The organism is Calyptranema fuscum S582, from assembly GCF_055793305.1.
This window is the reverse complement of record NZ_JBSLYH010000052.1, coordinates 31,011-50,318: the sequence shown is the minus strand read 5'-3', so window position 1 is coordinate 50,318 and position 19,308 is coordinate 31,011. Positions and strand designations below refer to the sequence as shown.

13 protein-coding genes are annotated in these 19,308 nt (G+C 48.5%); 3 read left to right on the top strand and 10 right to left on the bottom strand.

Annotated elements, in window-relative coordinates:
* Positions 1–39 precede the first annotated feature (39 nt).
* The 5 genes from wecB to ACR6Z4_RS26425 all read right to left on the bottom strand — a co-directional run bounded on the left by wecB (position 40) and on the right by ACR6Z4_RS26425 (position 6,350).
* On the bottom strand, positions 40–1,170 hold the full coding sequence (wecB, locus tag ACR6Z4_RS26445) for a non-hydrolyzing UDP-N-acetylglucosamine 2-epimerase (protein WP_479720338.1): 1,131 nt from the start codon (positions 1,168–1,170) through the stop codon (positions 40–42).
* Positions 1,167–2,180: an AEC family transporter gene (locus ACR6Z4_RS26440; protein WP_479720337.1), complete on the bottom strand. Its 1,014-nt coding sequence runs from the start codon at positions 2,178–2,180 to the stop codon at positions 1,167–1,169. The genes wecB and ACR6Z4_RS26440 overlap by 4 nt, the downstream gene beginning before the upstream one ends.
* Before the next feature lie 624 nt (positions 2,181–2,804).
* Entirely contained in the window at positions 2,805–3,674 is an 870-nt protein-coding gene (locus ACR6Z4_RS26435; RefSeq protein WP_479720336.1) for a transglutaminase family protein, read from the bottom strand.
* A 110-nt stretch (positions 3,675–3,784) separates the two neighbouring features.
* Entirely contained in the window at positions 3,785–4,747 is a 963-nt protein-coding gene (locus tag ACR6Z4_RS26430; protein WP_479720335.1) for an alpha-E domain-containing protein, read from the bottom strand.
* A 169-nt stretch (positions 4,748–4,916) separates the two neighbouring features.
* A complete protein-coding gene (locus tag ACR6Z4_RS26425; RefSeq protein ID WP_479720334.1) occupies positions 4,917–6,350 on the bottom strand; it encodes a circularly permuted type 2 ATP-grasp protein in 1,434 nt (477 codons plus the stop codon).
* Between the two features lie 709 nt (positions 6,351–7,059).
* Here ACR6Z4_RS26425 and ACR6Z4_RS26420 point away from each other — a divergent pair.
* Positions 7,060–7,353 (top strand): hypothetical protein, encoded by a 294-nt coding sequence (locus tag ACR6Z4_RS26420; protein ID WP_479720333.1) that lies wholly within the window; start codon positions 7,060–7,062, stop codon positions 7,351–7,353.
* 99 nt (positions 7,354–7,452) lie between these two features.
* Here ACR6Z4_RS26420 and ACR6Z4_RS26415 read toward each other — a convergent pair whose 3' ends face one another.
* From ACR6Z4_RS26415 to ACR6Z4_RS26395, 5 genes are all read right to left on the bottom strand, one after another.
* Positions 7,453–8,118: a response regulator transcription factor gene (locus tag ACR6Z4_RS26415; protein ID WP_479720332.1), complete on the bottom strand. Its 666-nt coding sequence runs from the start codon at positions 8,116–8,118 to the stop codon at positions 7,453–7,455.
* Positions 8,119–8,124: 6 nt separating this feature from the next.
* Entirely contained in the window at positions 8,125–9,240 is a 1,116-nt protein-coding gene (locus ACR6Z4_RS26410) for a sensor histidine kinase (protein WP_479720331.1), read from the bottom strand.
* 320 nt (positions 9,241–9,560) lie between these two features.
* Positions 9,561–10,991: an ammonium transporter gene (locus tag ACR6Z4_RS26405; RefSeq protein ID WP_479720330.1), complete on the bottom strand. Its 1,431-nt coding sequence runs from the start codon at positions 10,989–10,991 to the stop codon at positions 9,561–9,563.
* Positions 10,992–11,538: 547 nt separating this feature from the next.
* The gene (acs, locus tag ACR6Z4_RS26400; protein ID WP_479720329.1) at positions 11,539–13,509 is read right to left on the bottom strand and encodes an acetate--CoA ligase; all 1,971 of its coding nucleotides are present in this window, start codon (positions 13,507–13,509) and stop codon (positions 11,539–11,541) included.
* 666 nt (positions 13,510–14,175) lie between these two features.
* A complete protein-coding gene (locus tag ACR6Z4_RS26395; protein WP_479720328.1) occupies positions 14,176–15,336 on the bottom strand; it encodes a S8 family peptidase in 1,161 nt (386 codons plus the stop codon).
* Positions 15,337–15,518: 182 nt separating this feature from the next.
* Between ACR6Z4_RS26395 and ACR6Z4_RS26390 the strand changes: the two genes are divergently transcribed.
* Positions 15,519–16,406, top strand: a complete 888-nt coding sequence (locus ACR6Z4_RS26390) for a lipid kinase (RefSeq protein ID WP_479720327.1) — start codon at positions 15,519–15,521, stop codon at positions 16,404–16,406.
* Positions 16,407–16,677: 271 nt separating this feature from the next.
* Entirely contained in the window at positions 16,678–18,969 is a 2,292-nt protein-coding gene (locus ACR6Z4_RS26385) for an eCIS core domain-containing protein (protein WP_479720326.1), read from the top strand.
* Positions 18,970–19,308: the final 339 nt, after the last annotated feature.

The following is a 19,308-nucleotide window of genomic DNA, read 5'->3' as shown; positions in this document are numbered from 1 at the left end:
GGATGAGGGGGGTGGAGTGGGGGGTTAGTACATTGGGCGTTATAGGATATTGGAAAACTGAGTTGCGAGGCTTTTGGCTGACCACCAGGTATGAATCAAATCCACGATTCGTTGGGCAGCTTTGCCATCCCATAGTTCTGGAATACGACCTACCTTACCCTGTCCGTCTAAGACTCGAAATACCTCTTCGACAATGCGAACGGGATCTCGACCGACTAAGATATTGGTGCCTTCTGTCACGGTTTCCGGTCGTTCTGTGTTGTCTCGCATGGTTAGACAGGGGATACCCAGCACGGTTGTTTCTTCCTGAATACCGCTAGAGTCAATCAGCGCAAGTTGGGCTGCTGCTGTGAGCCGCAAGAAATCAAGATAGCCCAGAGGCGGAGTCACAATAACGTTGCTCATATGATCGAGGCGGTCGTTTAAGCCAAAAGTTTGCAGCCGATTTTCGGTGCGGGGATGAAGGGGAAAGACCAGTGGCAGGCGATCGCTAACGATGGCGATCGCGTCTAATAGTTGAGCCAGAATCTCAGGTTCATCTACATTAGCAGGGCGATGCAGGGTTAATAAGCCATATTGCTTTTCTGTTAGATTCAAGTCCGATAGAATGTTGGACTCTTTTGCCTTTTCGCTATGGGCAACCAGGCTATCAATCATGACATTGCCAACAAAATGAATTTTGTCCGCAGGGATGCCTTCTCGCCTTAAATTCTCGTCTGCAAAATGAGAGGTCGTAAAAAACAAATCGGCGATCGCATCGGTACAAAGGCGATTGATTTCTTCGGGCATGGTGCGATCGAGACTGCGCAATCCCGCTTCCACATGGGCAATGGGAATATGCAGTTTGGAGGCTGCCAGCGCACCGGCTAAGGTTGAATTGACATCGCCTACGACTAATACCAGATCGGGTTGATATTGCAGCATCACCTGCTCTAACTCGATCAGCATCATGCCGGTTTGCTTACCATGAGACCCAGAACCGACCCCCAGAAACACATCAGGAACAGGGATCTGTAGATCGTCAAAAAATATCTTAGACATCCGATCATCGTAATGTTGACCCGTATGCACCAGTTGCCACTCTATATCGGGATAGCGAACCAGTTGATGGATAATTGGAGCAATTTTGATGAAATTTGGACGAGCGCCGACAATATTTAAGATTTTCATGACAATGCTCCAAACAAAAGCATCCAAATGGGCAACAGCACCAACAAACCAACACAACCAAATACCAACGTTGTCACCGCCAGTTCTCGGTCTAGCCCATACGCTTCTGCAAACACAACGGTCGCAAATGCAGGGGGCATTCCCATTTGCAACACCAACGTCAGGCGCGGTTCCGCAGTGACGCCAAAAAACATTAACCCTGTCCCCACGACCAGGGGCACTAGCACCATCTTGATCCCCAGACAGGGCAAGGCTTGTTTGAGTTTGCGCAACGATGTCAGCCGCCCCAGTTGCATGCCAATTAACAGAAGTGCCGTATTAACAACTGCCCAGGCACAGCCCCTCAGCCCGGTTTCTACCATTTCAGGTAGCTCGATCAGGCGTAATAGCAAGCCAAATCCAAGACTCCAGAGCGCAGGGTTATACAGAATTTTTTCCATGAGTTGGACGTTGTTCTGCTGATTCACCGTTCCGTACCGGGTCGCTAAGATCACCCCTAACCCATAGACCCCAATAAAGGTGCCCAGCAGGTCATAAAACAGTGCCCAGGCAAAATAAGTCGAACCCACCAGATTGAGAACGACGGGAAACCCCATGTAGCCTGTATTACCGACCATCATCGCCAGCAAAAAGCTTCCCTGAGTTGATTTTGCCCAATCGCTCTGGCGCAAAAAACCAGAATTTAAACCGACGTTGCCTTGTTCTAGACCTTTGGCAATGCTCTTAAGCCGTTCATCGCCGATGCCTAAATCAATCCAAACCCAAGCAAACGCTGCACCCACTAAGATGGCAACCCAGGCAGTGACCGGCGCGATCCAGATCCATCCTGTTAGATCAGCTCGATATAAAAAGGCAACAATGCTGATGGGCACGCCGACCCAAAACAGAAATTTACCCAAACGGGCGGGGATGTCTTTCGGCAAAACTCGACCGAGAGCCCATCCCGACGAGATCCATCCAATCAGGGGAATGTATAAATTGATGAGAGCGTCAACAACTGAATTGGACATGAGGTGGGGGACTTTGAGGTGGGGGACTTGGAACAAGCGTCGATAATGAACAGACCGTCAGGTAACGCTGCCAGCCAGCAACCTTTCCTTGGTGGAGTAAGGGCATCAGCAGGCTACGTTAAACGTCGGGATCGGCATTTACAAGGGTCGTTGGGGCAACCCCCATGAAAAAAAAGACCCTGTACTGTTCCCTATTCGTAGTCATGGAGCAAAAGCCGTACTAAAAGGGCGATATTTAAAGAAATTCCACATGGTACCCAATTAAAATTGGAAATGCGACAGATGCTGTGTAAGGGTTTGGCAATGCCAAACCCCTACGGAGATTAATATGCCCAAAAATCTATTTAATTTGGGATGACTTGCTTAAATTAATAGAGCTCTTGCAAATTGGGCTTTTGGGTTAGCTTGGACAGGGGGCTTGGTCGCCGCCCAAACTCATCTGCAAGAAGTCTAATTAATAAGGGTACACAGAATAATCGAAGTGACGCAATGACTGCACACTACATTTAACGTTGTGATGTTGTCATTGCGTTTGCGAGGGTGACGGCTCTGCCGTCACCCTCGCAAACAAATAGCGGGATGAAGTTGAACATGACGTTCAACTTTATCCCTAAAATCGGTAGGTTATCGAACGGGCTGAATGTTAAGCCGGAAGGTCATTTCTGATTTGGTGCCGACGCCTGAACGAAGTGCGCCTTCGATTGGGATTGTATAACGAGAATTGGGACTCGCAACCAGGGCAATATGGCGATCGCTGACGGCTAACCCCTGGGTTGGGTCATAGCCACGCCATCCGGCTCCGGGCAAATAGACTTCAGCCCAGGCATGGAGATGTCGATCATTGGTATCGGGGTCGCCTTCTTGATAGCCACTGACAAAGCGGGTTGCCAACCCCATCGCCCGACAGGTTTCCATAAATAAAATCGTCAGATCTCGGCACGAGCCTGCCTTTTGCGCCCATGTAATGCTGGGTGGCAACGGATCCCCCGTTTCTCGAACCATATATTGGCACGATTGATAGATCTCTTGATTCAGTGCCGAAAGAAATGAAACGGTATTGCCGTGGGTTTTATGCCACAGGGTTTGCGCCAGTTGAACGGCGATCGCATCGGGTTCACCGGGGAAATTGCGTGTATGGCTGCCCAGATAAGGCGACAGTTGACTCAATAACGAACTGGGATAGTCTATGGGTAAACGGATTGCCCAGGGTTCTAGTAAATAGACAAACGGATTCTCTCGGTAGGTTTCTACTTCCGAAAAAATGTTGATCCTAAAAGTCGTCAGTACTTTGTCGGGAAACCAAATTTTGAGAATCGAGTTGCCATCCAGGTCTATATTGTGAGCCACTTGCATCGGTTCGGGATCAAGGTCGATCGAAAAACGTTTGAGGGATTGGGTCACATCACAACGCGGTCGCAAACGGATGCAATGGGGCAGTAATGTAACGGGTGCAGCGTAGAGATAAGTGGTGGAATGAGTAATTTGGTAAAGCAAAGAAACTCCCCGAGTTAACGCCAACGATTTGCTTGAGCCGATGTACTGATCGTGCAAACACTAATGTTTTGGAGGGAGTGGGGGCGCAGCCCTCACTCCCTCCAAAACGTTCAACTTAGTGTACTGCCACTAACCTCTAATGCGAAAAACTCTTCGAAGATTTTTTCGCCAATGCTATTGAATTGGATTTGTAAATCGTCTAAAAATTCATGTAACCCACGGTGAATAATATCTTCAATCGTAATGTAATCGAGTTGGGCACGGGCTTTACCTAACGTGCGCTCTGCGGGGTTTGTCCATACGCCGGGACTGACGCCGGTAATTTGGCAAAGCGATCGCTCGGCTTGCATCAGACAGAACTGAATAGAACGCGGAAATTCACGGTTTAAAATGAGAAACTGAGCAACATTCATTGGTGTAATGCGATGCTGACATTTGCGATACATTTCATACGCACTGGCAGACTTCAGTAATGCGATCCATTGCAAGTCATCCAATGCCGTCCCAATATCTTTCACGGACGGTAATAAGATGAAATATTTTACGTCTAAAATACGTGCAGTTTTATCTGCCCGTTCCAATAACCGCCCAATCTGCCCAAAGTGCCAGCCTTCGTTGTGCGCCATTGTGGCATCCATGACCCCAGCAAATAAATGGCTTGCCATCTTTACATCTAAAAAAAAGCTAGAAAGATCTGATAGCAACTGACCTTGGGATGCGTTTTTAACCATGAAATAAAAATCATTGACCTGCTCCCACATTTCCGATGAGATAATTTCGCGCACCGATCGAGCATTTTCTCGGGCAGACCGGGCACAAGAAATAATGGAATTGGAGTAATCCGTATCAAATGTGAGAAAGTGAATCACATTTTCGGCGCTGGCTTCTCCATAGCGGGTTTTGAACAAGGTTAAGTCACCCGTGGTAATCACCAACGGTTCCCATTGTTGGGTTGTTCCAGTGGGAGAATCGAGCAGCAAATTGAGGTTGACATCCACAAATCGAGCCACATTTTCAGCCCGTTCTACATAACGGTTGAGCCAGTAAATTGCATCCGCAGAGCGACTAAGCATACGACGTTTTACATTCTAATTTTTAAGTTTTAAGGTGTTAGCGATTTTGTTCCTCATGGCTTATTAAGGAGCGTGGATTAAATAAGATCGAATATTGAATTGTTTGGAGAGGCGAACGACCGTTCGCCCGTACAACAAATCATCGGCGTTATTTAATTCCCATTCCTAACTAATTCACCACCACCCACGTATCTTTGCCACCGCCCCCTTGAGAAGAATTGACGACGAGGGAACCTTTTCTCAGGGCAACACGAGTAAAGCCACCGGGGTTGACATAAATTTCTTTGCCATAGAGGATGTACGGCCGCAGATCAACATGGCACCCTTCAAATCGGTCTTCGATGAGTGTAGGAACTCGCGACAAACTCAGGGTTGGTTGGGCAATGTAGTTGCGCGGAGCCGCTTGAATCTTGTGGGCAAAGTCTTGACGTTGTTCGGGGGTGGCGTGGGGTCCCACTAACATGCCATACCCGCCCGATTCGTTTGCCGACTTTACAACCAATTTATCGAGGTTTTCCAGTACATAGTTTTGTTGGTCGTCTTCCCAACAGAGGTAGGTTGGAACGTTGGGAATCAGGGCGTCTTCGTCGAGATAATAGCGGATCATTTGGGGCACGTAGGCATAGACGACTTTGTCATCGGCAACGCCTGTACCGGGGGCATTGGCGATCGCCACTCGACCCGCCCGATAAACCTCCATAATGCCGGGTACACCCAGCATAGAGTTGGGCTGAAAGGTTAAGGGATCGAGGAAATCATCATCAATCCGACGATAGATCACATCGACGCGTTTCAACCCTTTGGTGGTGCGCATTTGCAGATAACCGTCTGCCACCACCAGGTCGCGCCCTTCAACCAATTCCACACCCATTTGCTGCGCTAAAAAGGAATGCTCAAAATAGGCGGAGTTATAAATACCAGGGGTGAGGACAACCACCGTGGGATCGGGCAGTCCTGGAGGTGCCAGGTTGAGCAAGGTTTCCAACAACTGGCTGGCATAGTCATCAACCGGCGAAATTGCCATGCGATTGAACACTTGCGGAAACGTACTTTTCATCACCCGACGGTTTTCTAAGACGTAAGAAATCCCTGAGGGGCAGCGCAAATTATCTTCTAAAACGTACCATTGACCATCGCGATCGCGGACTAAATCGGTGCCGGTAATATGACACCAAATTCCCTGAGCCGGGTGAATGCCCATGCAGGGCTTGAGAAATCCTTTAGACGAGTAAATCAGGCTCTCTGGGATCACTCCATCTTTAAGAATTTTTTGTTCGCCGTAAATATCTGTTAAGAACAGGTTGAGGGCATGAATTCGTTGTTTGAGTCCCTCTTCCAACCGTTTCCAGTCTTTTGCCGCAATAATCCGAGGAATAATGTCAAAGGGTAGGATGCGTTCAGTTCCCTGCTCATCGCTATAAACATTAAACGTCGCCCCCAGGCGAAACAGCATATTTTGTGCCACCTGATGGCGCTGGCGGAGTTCTTCGAGTGAAAGCGAATTGATGCGCTCGACGAGTAGAGCCGCTTCAGGACGAGGTTGCCCTTTGGCAATAAACAGCTCGTCGTAAAAATCTCCTGGATCGTAGTTAGAGAGTTGCACCGTTCTACCTATTCAGCATTATGTTTAGGGCTAAAGCCTTAAGTCTAGCGATCAACTAAGGCAGTTTCTAGAAAAGGTTATCCAGCAAATTGTAGGGGGCGAAGCATTGGAACCCTGATGTTTGCCATTGACCAAAGATTATCTAACGAGCGCTTCGCCCTTACAGGGGGTAACATCTTTTTTAGAAATCTCCTAACCTCTCAAAAAGAATGAGAAGTTCTTAACAAATATAAAATTGACGACTCGCATTGCCAGACACATCCAGAGGATCTATCCAGCCCATATAAAGCCTCTACCGCCAAGGACAACCTGATCCTTGGTGTGATTCCACCTACATGAATAGACGGTCATGAATTTATGAACTGTAGTGTGAGATACGAATTTGCCAGAGTGACGTCTGTGAGGGTACTCCAGGGCATGAGATTTGTCGCGTTTTTTCAAGAAGTGGTACGAGAATGTTACATTGTCTCAGGCAGGAATAGAGGCTGAACAGACTGTATAGTGGGCGATCGCAGTCTTTTCAGTAATTTTTGGGCGACGATCCGTCGTTAAATCTTCTTGCAGCAACAGCACTCCCCTATCGTCCTGAGTTTGAATGAAAGTAAGGAGACATGGATCAGCAAATCCAAGCTTGATGCGGATTGTAGATGTGCATCAGCGGTGGCTGGTTCACGCATTTTTGTCTGCCAACCTCACGGAGCTTGGGACTATGAACTGGTATTCACAACTCACGCACCTGATCCTGAGTTTCTATCGAGAAGAACCGGCTCAGCTAGAGCGTCTTCAACCGATTGCGAGCTGTAAACTCTCCAGACGCTGGGGCACCTTGCGGGTTGATTGTCCCAATTATCAAGCCGCAGAAGCGCTGTTGAAAGCAGGTGAATTGCTCAGAGAACCGATCGCCCAACTTCGCATTGCGCAACGCATCAATATTTTGGTGAAAGGCACCTTGATCACGGCGTTACCAGTGGATTCGTCTAAGATCAATATTTGGAAATTTTGAGATAGCCTGACGCCATCGAATTCAGATAGGGGATGTATTGCAATCGCTCATCGGCAAGCAGTGAGGTGGCGCGCCCGCAGGGCGCGCCACCTCACTGCTTTAATCCATTCCATTAACGGGGCTAGTAATCAAGCCTCGTTGTAATGCCAAAAGAGCTGCCTGAGTGCGATCGCGCACATCTAATTTTTGTAAAATGGCATGAATATGCACTCTAACCGTGCCCGGTGTGATGTAGAACGTGTCTGCAATTTCCTGGGTGGTTTTGCCGGTGGTAATCAATTGCAAAATTTCTTGTTCTCGGGGGGTCAGGGGTGAAACGGAGTCGCTGGTTGTCTTGACCTGAGCGAGGGCATGAATTTCGACCGTTGCCGTCTGATCCCACCACGATGCCCCCATGGCAATCGAGCGCAGGGCTAATACCAGGGTTTCTGCGGCGACGCCTTTGAGGCAATATCCTTGAACTCCAACCTGAATCAGTTGGTTAATTAACTTTTTATCGGAACGAGACGTGAGTACCAAAATCGGTAACTGCGGACATTTTTGTTTGATTTGTCGGCATGCTTCAATTCCACCCAGTCTGGGCAACCCAATATCCAACACCACGACATCCAAAATCTCTTGACCGACGCAACGAACAGCGGTTTCGCCATCTCCGGCTTCTGCCACAATAACGATGTCTGTCTGCTGCTGTAACTTCGTTTGCAACCCCAAACGAAACAATTCATCGTCTTCAACTAACAAAATTCGTAATGGATGACCGTTCATAACTAATCAACAGGGTTGCACGATGGAAGCCGGGATGAAGAAGCTAAAACAAGCACCGCGAGGGACACGATTTTCTGCCCAAATTGTACCGCCATGCGCCTCTATAATTTGCCGAGATAAATATAACCCTAGCCCAGCTCCTTTAGCCTGGCGATCGCTCTGACCCTGATAAAACCGTTCAAACAGTTGTGGCAAGTCATCACTGCGGATGCCGGGACCTTCATCCATCACTTTAACAATATGTTGTTCCTGATTTGCACCCATTTGAGACTCTAAGATAATTTCGACGGTGCCATCAATGGGAGAATGGTTGATCGCATTGCTGACCAAATTGGAGAAGACTCGTTGCAGTTGTAAAGTGTCTCCGTTGACCCAATAGTGCGGGTGGTCGGGCTGTCGATGTCTGAGGTGGATGGAAACCTGATAGCTGGATGCGAGGTCGCTCAGTGTATGGATGACCTGTTCGGCTAATACCGCTAAGTTGACTGGCGATCGCAATAATTCCACCCCGTCTGCATCATTTCGATAAATATCGAGCACCATTTCAACCAGCTGTAAGCTCGCCTGGTGGCTGCGCACCATAATGGCTAACACCCGTTGTTGCTCGCGCTCTAATCTACCAAACTGCTCTTGCTGCAAAGATTTTAGGGTTTCAATTGCCCCTAACAATGGCGTTTTTAAGTCATGGGTTAGCGTCGATACAAAATCCTCGCGCAAACTTGCTAGTTTTTCCTGAAATTGAAGTTTTGCTTGTTGTTGGGCGATCGCTTCCTGGTAATAGCGGTTGCGATTGCCGAGCACCTCCGTCACGGCTAAGGCAACAACCGCGATCAGCCGATTGGCGATCGTCGAGGCTGTGATAATGTGGCTACCCGGAACCCACAAGTTAACCAGGATCAGGATCGATGCCAGCAAGGTTAGACCTACGGCAATCCGACGATTGAGCCGGAGATTTGCCAGCAAAATCGGACCAATGTACAAATAGCTAAAGACATAGTCTGCCGACGATACCAACTCCAGCAAGATGATGATGGCAAACAACGCAATAATTACCCAGGGGACACTGGAATTGGGGCGTAGGTGAGGCATCGTGGGGCGAGAAAATGGCAATGCAGATGTCATAACCTGTGATCCCGATTAAATTGTGCGGGTTAAGGGGGCATTGTCTACGCACTCATCACCCGAATGGAGTACAGATTATTTTTTAAGAGCCATGCAAAGCATGGCTCTTAAAAAATAATCGGGTTCTATTAGACCCAATTAAAGGTTTACACCGGGGTGCAGGGGTGGAACCCCTGCGTGGGGGCACAGCCCCCACACCTTATGGTGCAAGATTTAGTGGTAGCAACATTAGTTCCTCAAGGCTTTAAAGCATACAGGAGTCAAAATGTAGGGAAACTCCTAACATTCTGACTCCTGTATTGATCAAGAGCGTTGACTATTTACTCAGCCCCTGACGTAACCGTACTGGAAACAGCAGATCCGAGGTCAGGAATCCCTTGTTCGCCATAACCGATTTCATCATGTTCTGCTGGATCTAAGCCGATCGTCTCAATTTCCGGTGTGACTCGGATGCCCATGATGGCATCTAAGACTTTAAGCAACACAAAGGTGCCCACACCCGCAAACACATAGGCGATCGCGATCGCAGCCACCTGCTTTAGTAACTGACCAGGAGCACCATACAGCAACCCATCTGCACCGTATGGGTTAACACTGGTTGTCGCAAAGATACCTGTCAAAAGAGCGCCAACGGTTCCACCAACGCCATGCACCGGGAAGGTATCTAAAGCATCATCGAGCCGCAATTTGTTTTTAATCCGGATGGCATAAAAACAGCAGAAGGCAGTAATACCACCGATCAACAGGGCTGCGACCGGAGTTACAAAGCCTGCTGCGGGGGTAACACCCACCAAACCGGCTACCGCACCTGTTGCCAGACCGACAGCGGTTGGTTTGCCCATCAGCACCCATTCCATCAAGATCCAGATCAGACCGGCACCTGCTGCACCCGCATTCGTAGCGACAAATGCAGAGGTGGCTAACCCACCCGACGCCAGCGCACTACCCGCGTTAAAGCCAAACCAGCCAAACCAGAGTAGACCCGCACCCAACATAATGAACGGCACATTATGGGGAGCTGTTAGATGACTGGGATAGTTTTTTCGGTTTCTTAACACTAAAGCTGCCACTAGAGCAGAAACCCCGGAACTAATATGGACAACGGTTCCACCCGCAAAATCGAGTGACCCAATGCCGCCATACAGACCCAGGAATCCACCTTTTGCCCACACCATATGTGCTAAAGGTGAGTAAATAAAAATCGACCAGAGCAAAACAAACCAGAAATACGCTTTGAATTTGATCCGCTCAACGATCGCCCCAGAGATCAACGCCGGGGTGATGATGGCAAACATGCCCTGGTAAACCATGAATGCCTGGTGGGGAATCGTTGCCGCATACGAGACAACGGCTTCTGGTTCTGTCCCTATCAGATAGTCGGTCGTTTCCAGACCAACCCCGTTTAAGAACATCCACTCCAATCCGCCAATGAAGGGGGTTCCAGGGGCAAATGCCAAGCTATAGCCCCACAAGATCCACGTCACACCCACCACTAACATGAGAACCAAACTCATCATCAGGGTGTTGAGGATGTTAATCGAGCGGACAAACCCACCGTAAAAGAAAGCCAAACCGGGAGTCATCAGCAATACCAGAGCGGAGCAAAGTAGCATAAATCCGGTATCTGCTGATACTTGAGCCGCCGCCGCTGCTTCTAGAGGATCGGGCGCTTGCGCCCAAGCTGCCCCCGGTAGCACGCCAATGGATAAACCCAAGGCAGCCAATAAAACAATCAGAATACGAAGTATCACGTCTAGTCAATCTCCGAAATCAAAACCTGAATTAATTCATAGGTTACATCCGTCAAACCTACAAACAGTTTCGGAGATGAAAATGTATTAATTCGATCAGTTTATTGAGATTTGAACGAATGATATAGACCGGGCTAAACGATTGTTAAAACTGCTTTATTGCATCTATCGAATATACTTTCGCAGTCGAATCTGCAACGCTAGTGAGGTATTAGACGTTCCTTACGCAGAGTTCTTTAATTAGGGTTTAGATCAGGTCTCAAAACCTATGGTTGAGGAATAAAGCGATTCCAGATAAAGAGGGTTCAGCCAGCGTTGACTGTCACAATATGCTGTCCGAACCCTCTATTTTTCCTTAGGAGTTTCATAAAAATAACTTAAATACTGTTTTAGGAGAGGGCGGCAAAGCCGCCCTCTCCTAAAACAGGATGGGTTTTAATGTTGTCAGAATGCTGATGTGCAAACTGTTGTGTGAGAACCCGCGCGGAGCACGGGTTCTCACACAACACCCATAATCTATCCAGGCACGACGTGCTATATCAGCGCATCAAGACCCTTCGCGGAGTTTATCGAGGACACTGCGATCTTCCAGGGTTGAGGTATCCCCTGCAATTTCTTGTCCGGCTGCCAGGTTGCGCAACAATCGCCGCATAATTTTGCCCGATCGCGTTTTCGGTAGGGCTTCACTAAAGCGGATCTCACCCGGACGAGCGAGCGCACCAATCTCTTTCACCACATGTTGCTTCAAGTCTTTAGCCAGTTCGTCGCTGGGGCTATAGCTGCCTTCTAAGGTAATAAAGGCAACGACTTCTTCCCCTTTGACTTCGTCAGGTTTGCCTACCACAGCAGCTTCTGCAACGGCTGGATGGGATACCAATGCCGACTCAATTTCCATCGTTCCCAGGCGGTGCCCAGCCACGCTGATGACATCATCGACCCGACCCATGACCCAAAAATAGCCATCTTCATCTTTGCGGGCACCATCTCCCGCAAAGTAAACGTGTTGTCCATCTTTGGGGGGGATGTGCTCCCAGTAGGTGCGACGGAAGCGATCGGGATCACCGAACACGGTTCGCATCATCGACGGCCAGGGATGCTTGATCACTAAATAGCCGCCTTGATTGGAGTCCACCAGATTGCCATCGAGATCCATGACATCTGCCAAAATGCCGGGGAAGGGCAGGGTTGCTGATCCGGGTTTAGTGGCGATCGCCCCTGGCAAAGGTGTCACCATAATGCCCCCCGTTTCCGTTTGCCACCAGGTATCCACAATGGGGCAACGTTCGCCTCCAATTACCCGGTAATACCACATCCAGGCTTCCGGGTTAATCGGTTCACCGACCGTACCCAATAACCTGAGGGACGACAGATTCCGAGCATTGGGCAAGTGTTCGCCCATTTTGATAAAGGCGCGGATAGCCGTGGGTGCAGTGTAGAAAATATTGACGCCATATTTTTCAATCACATCCCAAAAGCAACCAGGGTTCGAGGCACGCGGTGCGCCCTCATACATCAGCGTTGTGGCTCCGTTGGATAAGGGACCGTAGACGATATAGCTGTGGCCGGTAATCCAGCCGACATCGGCAGTACACCAATAGACATCATTATCTTGCAGATCAAAAATCCACTTGTTGGTGATGTGGGTATAGAGGTTGTAGCCGCCAGTGGTATGCACGACCCCCTTCGGCTTGCCTGTGCTGCCAGATGTGTAGAGGATAAACAGCATATCTTCGCTGTCCATCGGTTCTGCCGGACAGTCTGCCGACACACCTTGGCGTAAGTCATGCCACCAATGGTCGCGCCCCGGTTCCATATGAACGCCCTGCTTTGTGCGTTCGACCACCAACACGTTGTCTACAGTCGGGACGGCTCCATCTGCCAGGGCTTTGTCTACCTGAGCTTTGAGCGGCACGATCGCGTCTTTCCGCCAGCCCCCATCGGCTGTGATCACCAGCTTGGCTTTGCCATCGACCAGGCGATCGCGCAATGCCTCCGCACTAAAGCCACCAAAGACGACGGTATGAGGTGCGCCAATGCGGGCACACGCTAACATGGCGATCGCCGCTTCTGGAATCATCGGCATATAAATGCCAACGATATCGCCCTTTTTCACCCCCAAGTGTTTCAGGACATTGGCAAACTGACAAACCTCCCGATGCAACTGGGCATAGGTGAGCGTGCGAGAGTCGCCCGGTTCTCCCTCCCAAATCAAAGCCGCTTTATTGCGCCGCCAGGTAGTCAAATGGCGATCGATGCAGTTGTAAGAAATGTTAATTTTGCCACCGACAAACCACTTTGCAAAAGGCGGTTGCCAGTCTAAAACGGTATGCCACTTTTCAAACCAATGCAGTTCTTTTTGTGCCAGATCTGCCCAAAACTTTTGGGGGTCAGCCGCCGCTTGTTGATACAGTTGCTCGTATTCCTCCAGGCTTTTGATGTGTGCCTGTTGCGAAAATGCCGGAGATGGATTAAACGAACGATTTTCTTGAAGAGTCGATTCAATCGTGACTTCTGACATGGTACTGAATGGTAAATCAATAAGATCTTTCTCAAAGAAGAGGGACGGGGGTGAAGATAAGGCTAAAGGATAGAAGAATAAAAGTTAATTTATTGGGTGGCGGTATTCATGTAATGATTTTTTGTGGCACGGGCGACGCCCGCGCCACAAAAAATCATTACATTTCCAAGGACTACCCTCTATTTTTTAACGTCTATCCTTTATTCTTTATTCTTAAAAACCTGCTCCATTCTGCTTCTTTCAAAACCATACTTTTTCTCTACACACATTCTTCAATGTGGTAGTTTTTCTTTAACTTTGCGGGTAGTGGTATTGATGTAATATTTTTTGTGGCGCAAGCGATGCCCGTGCCACAAAAGAGTATGACTTTTTAGGACTACCACGTTACGATGCGAAATAATTGCACGCTGAGTGCATCTCGTTTCATTCTAACATGGCTATATAGTCAAAAAGTTATTAAACTAGAATCCGCTATGCCGAAGTTACGAATCACAAATTAATTAAAATCCGGACGTGTATGGTTGGCAGCGCGGCGACGCTACGCTGCCAACCATACAGCGCCATGCAGGTTGATTCGGTACGGTATTGTGGGGCGCGGAGCGCCCCACAATACCGTTTCCAGGCTGAACGACCTTGCACACCGCTATCAATATTGAATCCACGATTTTAACTATTGACGACGCTGGCATCGGCGGATGCTATCAAGATCTGTTCAACCTGACTGCGGGTTAAGTCTGGGTTGGCGCTCAGCACTAATGCCGCAACCCCTGCGATATGGGGACTTGCCATTGAAGTGCCATCTAAGTATTGGTATTTTTCGTGGGGGGCGGTCGAGTAAATTTTCACGCCTGGAGCCACAACATAATTCAACGGATCGGGCCCGGCTAGGTTGGAGAAATCTGCCAGGGTGAGACTGCGATCGACAGCACCAACGGCAATCCCCCAGCGATCGGCTAAATCAGCAGGATGCGACGGTTCTTTGGCTGATTCATTCCCCGCAGCCATCACCACGACTACGCCCTTGCTCACGGCATACCGAACGGCAGCAACAATCTGTTTAGAATAACTGCCGCCGCCAAGGCTCATGTTGATGATATCGGCACCATTATTTGTGGCATAGCGAATTCCTTTGGCAATATCGGGATTGCTGCCAGAGCCAGAATTATTCAGTACCTTGACCGGCATGATTGTGGCATCATAGGCAACCCCGGTGACCCCATAGCCATTCTTTTCAGCAGCGATTGTGCCCGCCACATGGGTGCCGTGTCCATCAACATCCATGGGATTGTTATTGTCGTAGGCAAAATTCCAACCCCGACTATCATCTACAAACCCATTGCGATCGTCGTCTTTGCCGTTGTGAGCAATTTCGCCTGGGTTGCGCCAAATATTATCGTTGAGATCAGAATGCTTGTAGTCTACGCCCGAATCTAGCACCGCCACCACCACATCTTCGCCTGTATAGCCATACTCCCATGCAGTTTGGGCTTCGATTTTGTCCAATCCCCAGAGGTATCGCCCCATGGAGTTTTTATCCCAGTTTGGCATTCCCTGACGTGATTGAGATCCAATATACGACGTACGAGTCGCTAAGCTGATTGCGGTGGTTACATCGACAAACCCATAGCCAGACTGAGCATTGTAATAAGACGGTGACGAGGACGAGCTGCGCTGGGCAAATGCCCCTGTTTTTTGTAAGGATTGACTGAGTAGAAATGACTGACTCTGTGATGTCGAGAACGTAGATGAAGAGGATGTAGTTGTGCCGGAACGATTGAAGAGTGTTTGCAAGGGGTTGAATTGAGGGGAAAGAGAGAATGCACCCATGAAATTAATACTCCTTTCGTCATTGCACAGCAATGTACATCTGGAGTAAAAAAGGATATGCAAACCAGCGATTTCTCTCTTGTGGTAGGTTCAATTTCAGCCAAATTGAATTATCGTGGTTAGCATTCCGGTCTGAATTTCTTAACCCTAATTTTCTTAACCCTAATATTGTGAGAGACTGCGTGAAGCGACGTGCCCTATTGCTGATCAACCCCCATGCTCGACGCGGAGACGCAACTCAGTCGCAAGCTTCAGATTACTTGCAAGAGTTGGGTTTTGATTTGGTTGATGTAACGTGGGAAAATCCGGATGATTTACCGAAGCTGATTTGTCAGCATCGCGATCGCGTTGATTGTGTCATTTTGGGTGGAGGAGATGGCACCGTTAATGCAGCGATCGCCGGTTTGATTGACACCAAACTTCCCTTGGGGGTGTTGCCGCTGGGGACTGCAAATAACCTGGCACGGAGTTTAGGGATTCCGACCTCCTTGAAAGAAGCATGTGATGTGATTGCTCAGGGTGTCCCAAAAGCGATTGATCTGGGGTGGGTGAATGATCACTATTTTTTGAATGTGGCAGGCATTGGCATTAGTGCCGACATTAACCAACAAGTTGCCAAACACATGAAACGTCAACTGGGAGTGATTGCCTATGCCATGACTGCCCTGCGGGTGATCTCTCGCTATCGTCGGTTTCAGGCAGAGATCATCTGTAATGGTGAACACATTTCCGTTAAAACGTTTCAAATTACCGTTTGCAATGGGCGGCATTATGGCAGTGGCTTAACCGTTGCACTCGATGCTGCCATCGATGACCAACGCCTCGACCTGTGTAGTATGGAAATTCACCATTGGTGGGAAGCGATCGCCCTGATTCCGGCGATGATCCGAGGTGAATATGCTACTGCCAAAAAAATGCGCGCCCTCTGCGGACAAAGCATTGAAATTCGCACACCCCACCCGCTGTTGGTCGATACCGATGGCGAACTCACAACCCAAACCCCTGCCCACTTTAAGGTGATTCCCAGTGCGATCGTGGTGTTGGTTCCCAACCCTGATCGTCAGGCTTAGTTAAACATGAAATCTTAAACCTCTGTGCCGTCCGCGCAGCGGACGGCACAGAGGTTTATATCTGGATGATGCAAACCCGGACGTTTTTATTGGCAGGGCGGCATCGCCGCCCTGCCAATAAAAACGTCCGGGTTTTATTTAATTTGTGATCCTTAATGAAATGTAGCGTTCTAATTGAGTTGTCAGTGCCAAGATAAAAACATCCGTTAGGCGATCGCAGCAATCAATGCCTAAATTCAATGCCTAAATTCACTTGCCAGGAGTAAGTCTCATGGGTGTAGAGCGGCAATGTCAACAAAAAACTAAGACAGCAGACCCGACAACACAGGAAACATCCGTAACCCCCGATAGAAGGCGATCGACGGACTTCTTTCAAGAGACTGTTTCGGGTCAAACAATTGATCGACCTCAGCATCAGGCTTCAACCAGAACTATTCGCACTAAGCCAGCTTTTCGGGGGCTATCCCATGAGCTAATGGCATCTTCCGCTTCAATGCCTGTGATTCAGCCTAAATTAACGATTGGGGCAGTGGGCGATCGCTATGAGCAAGAAGCCGATCGCGTAGCGTCTCAGGTGGTGCAGCAGTTACAGATGCCGAATGAAGGGCGATCGCAGTCAGAACCATCTGTTCAGCGTGAATCAATTGGGGTAGGTGTAGAGGATCAGGCTGTGCAAAGGAAAGCATCTCAGCCTTCAAGCCTGACTGAAAGCGAAGCCTCACCCAATGTAGAATCAGTCATCAACCGCGCCAGAGGCAGTGGACATCCCCTGGATGTAAGCCTGCAAGAGTCTATGGGGCGGGCAATGGGTGCAGATTTTAGTGGAGTGAGGGTGCATACAGATGCTCAATCTGATCTGTTAAACCGATTGATTCAGGCGAAAGCATTTACAACCGGGCAAGATATGTTTTTCCGTAAGGGCACGTATCAACCTGGAAGTCGTAGCGGGCAAGAATTGATTGCCCATGAGTTAACCCATGTGGTGCAGCAGAATGGAAATCAAATTCGTCGCAAAGAGTCTCGAAACCAGGACAACCAGAATTCTGGAAATAGTATCTCCATCTCCTCAATCGGAAGCGACCAGGTTCAAAGACGGTTTGGATTTGAAATTGAAGTCCCTATTTTGTTCTTGCACAAACGAAATTTTGCGAATGTACCAGCGCAGGGACTTGGGGGTGTAGGTCCGATGCCTAAAGCAAATAGGAACAATGTACCTTGTGATGCATCGATAAGGGCAGGTGACACAAATGTGTATGATGCACATCCCGATGGTGCTGATTGTCATGTGAATGTGGATCACAACGGTTCTCTTGATCCACTGTATCGGAGAGAATTGGAAGAATATGGAGCTACCAACGGGCTAACCGCTGCCGAGATACAAGGTCTGCTACTTTATACAGGTCAACTCATACCGCACCAGGCAAGCATTCTAGAAGTTGTGACCGATGCATGGGATGAAAATGCCCTGACAAGAACGCAAGCACGACAAAAATTCAGGGATGTAAGGGACTGGGTCAGAGGACTTTTTAACCAGATTCAAGGCAATCAGCAAGTCGCACTGGGAAACTATTTCATAGGTTCAACTTCTCCGGATGCTGACCGCTTTCAGCCACGTTTAGGTTATTTTCACTCCACCTATGGGGTTAAGCTAAGTCAAGTACCTCGCTTATTTGCACGGACGACCAACCAAAAAAATACCCTCAGGAACTATGCAAACACACATACATCTGAGCAAGAGCACGCAGACAATGTGCGTAGGACGTTTAACTCGATAGCTAGGGCAGAAACAGCACTGACAGCTATCAAGAGAGCATGGCCAAGGCAGGGAGCTGGTTGGTTTACAGGGGGACACCTCAAAACAAAAGGGAGCAAAGGTTGGAATCCTGGTACAGAAGAGGCATTATTGGGATTTCTTACATTGGTAGATAATTATTTGCTGATGTTTCAATCGAACAGCACGTCTAACCTGGGCAAGCAAAAGGTTGGAATGCATTATTACAAGAGCGATCTGTATGATCTAGCTCAACAATTACCTGCCGAGATCCTTAATCCATTAACCAACAATGCGGGGTTACGAACTCAGGTCATAGCAGCGATTGGGGCATCGGTGGGGTTGGCTGCGAACGCTGCACTAACTGGTCCAATGGCTGGCTGGACACTTACGCAATATCTAGACCAGATCTTTACGGGAGTTCATGGGGTACGAGGACAGGACACAAATAATGATGATATTTACGACCCGCTTCTTGCAGGCAGTATCAATCCCTGGAGTGCGAAATTGGGACCAGAGCAAATTGGACCCGGTGGAAGTCAAGAACTGGGTGTGGTCATGGAAAACCGACATCTAGAATACATGGATCCGAATTATGGAGCCAATGCGACTGCGTCCGCAACTCAGATGGCTCAAGACTTTGCACAAAATGCGCCAGGTGTGCCTGGGCGTGATACAGCTACGTTCGAGTCTATCAAAGCAAGAGAGGCTGGTCCTGCAAGACGACCGATAGGCGAGTGGGTCAATATGATGCTGAACATATATGACATGCTTGTAGATATCAATCAATAGTGCGATCGCCATTTTTATAATGCGATCGCCATCACTGCCCTAGATGATCCTTAGGATCGTGGATTTAATAGAACTTAATTCTTTTTGAGAGCACGACGGTTTAACTGTCGCGCTCTCAAAGGGAATTACAGGTTACTTTATCTGCAATCCTTACGTGAAAAACATGCTTCCATAAAAAACTACATATCCCGGTTAAGAAACATCTCTCAAACAGAAAGAAATTCTTTAGCAAAATAGTAAGTCATTTGACTGAACATAGAATCTATTTTGTATAGTGTTCCTGTAAAACAAGCTACCAAATCTCTTGTTGCTTGAATGAACCCTAAAGTACAAAGCTAA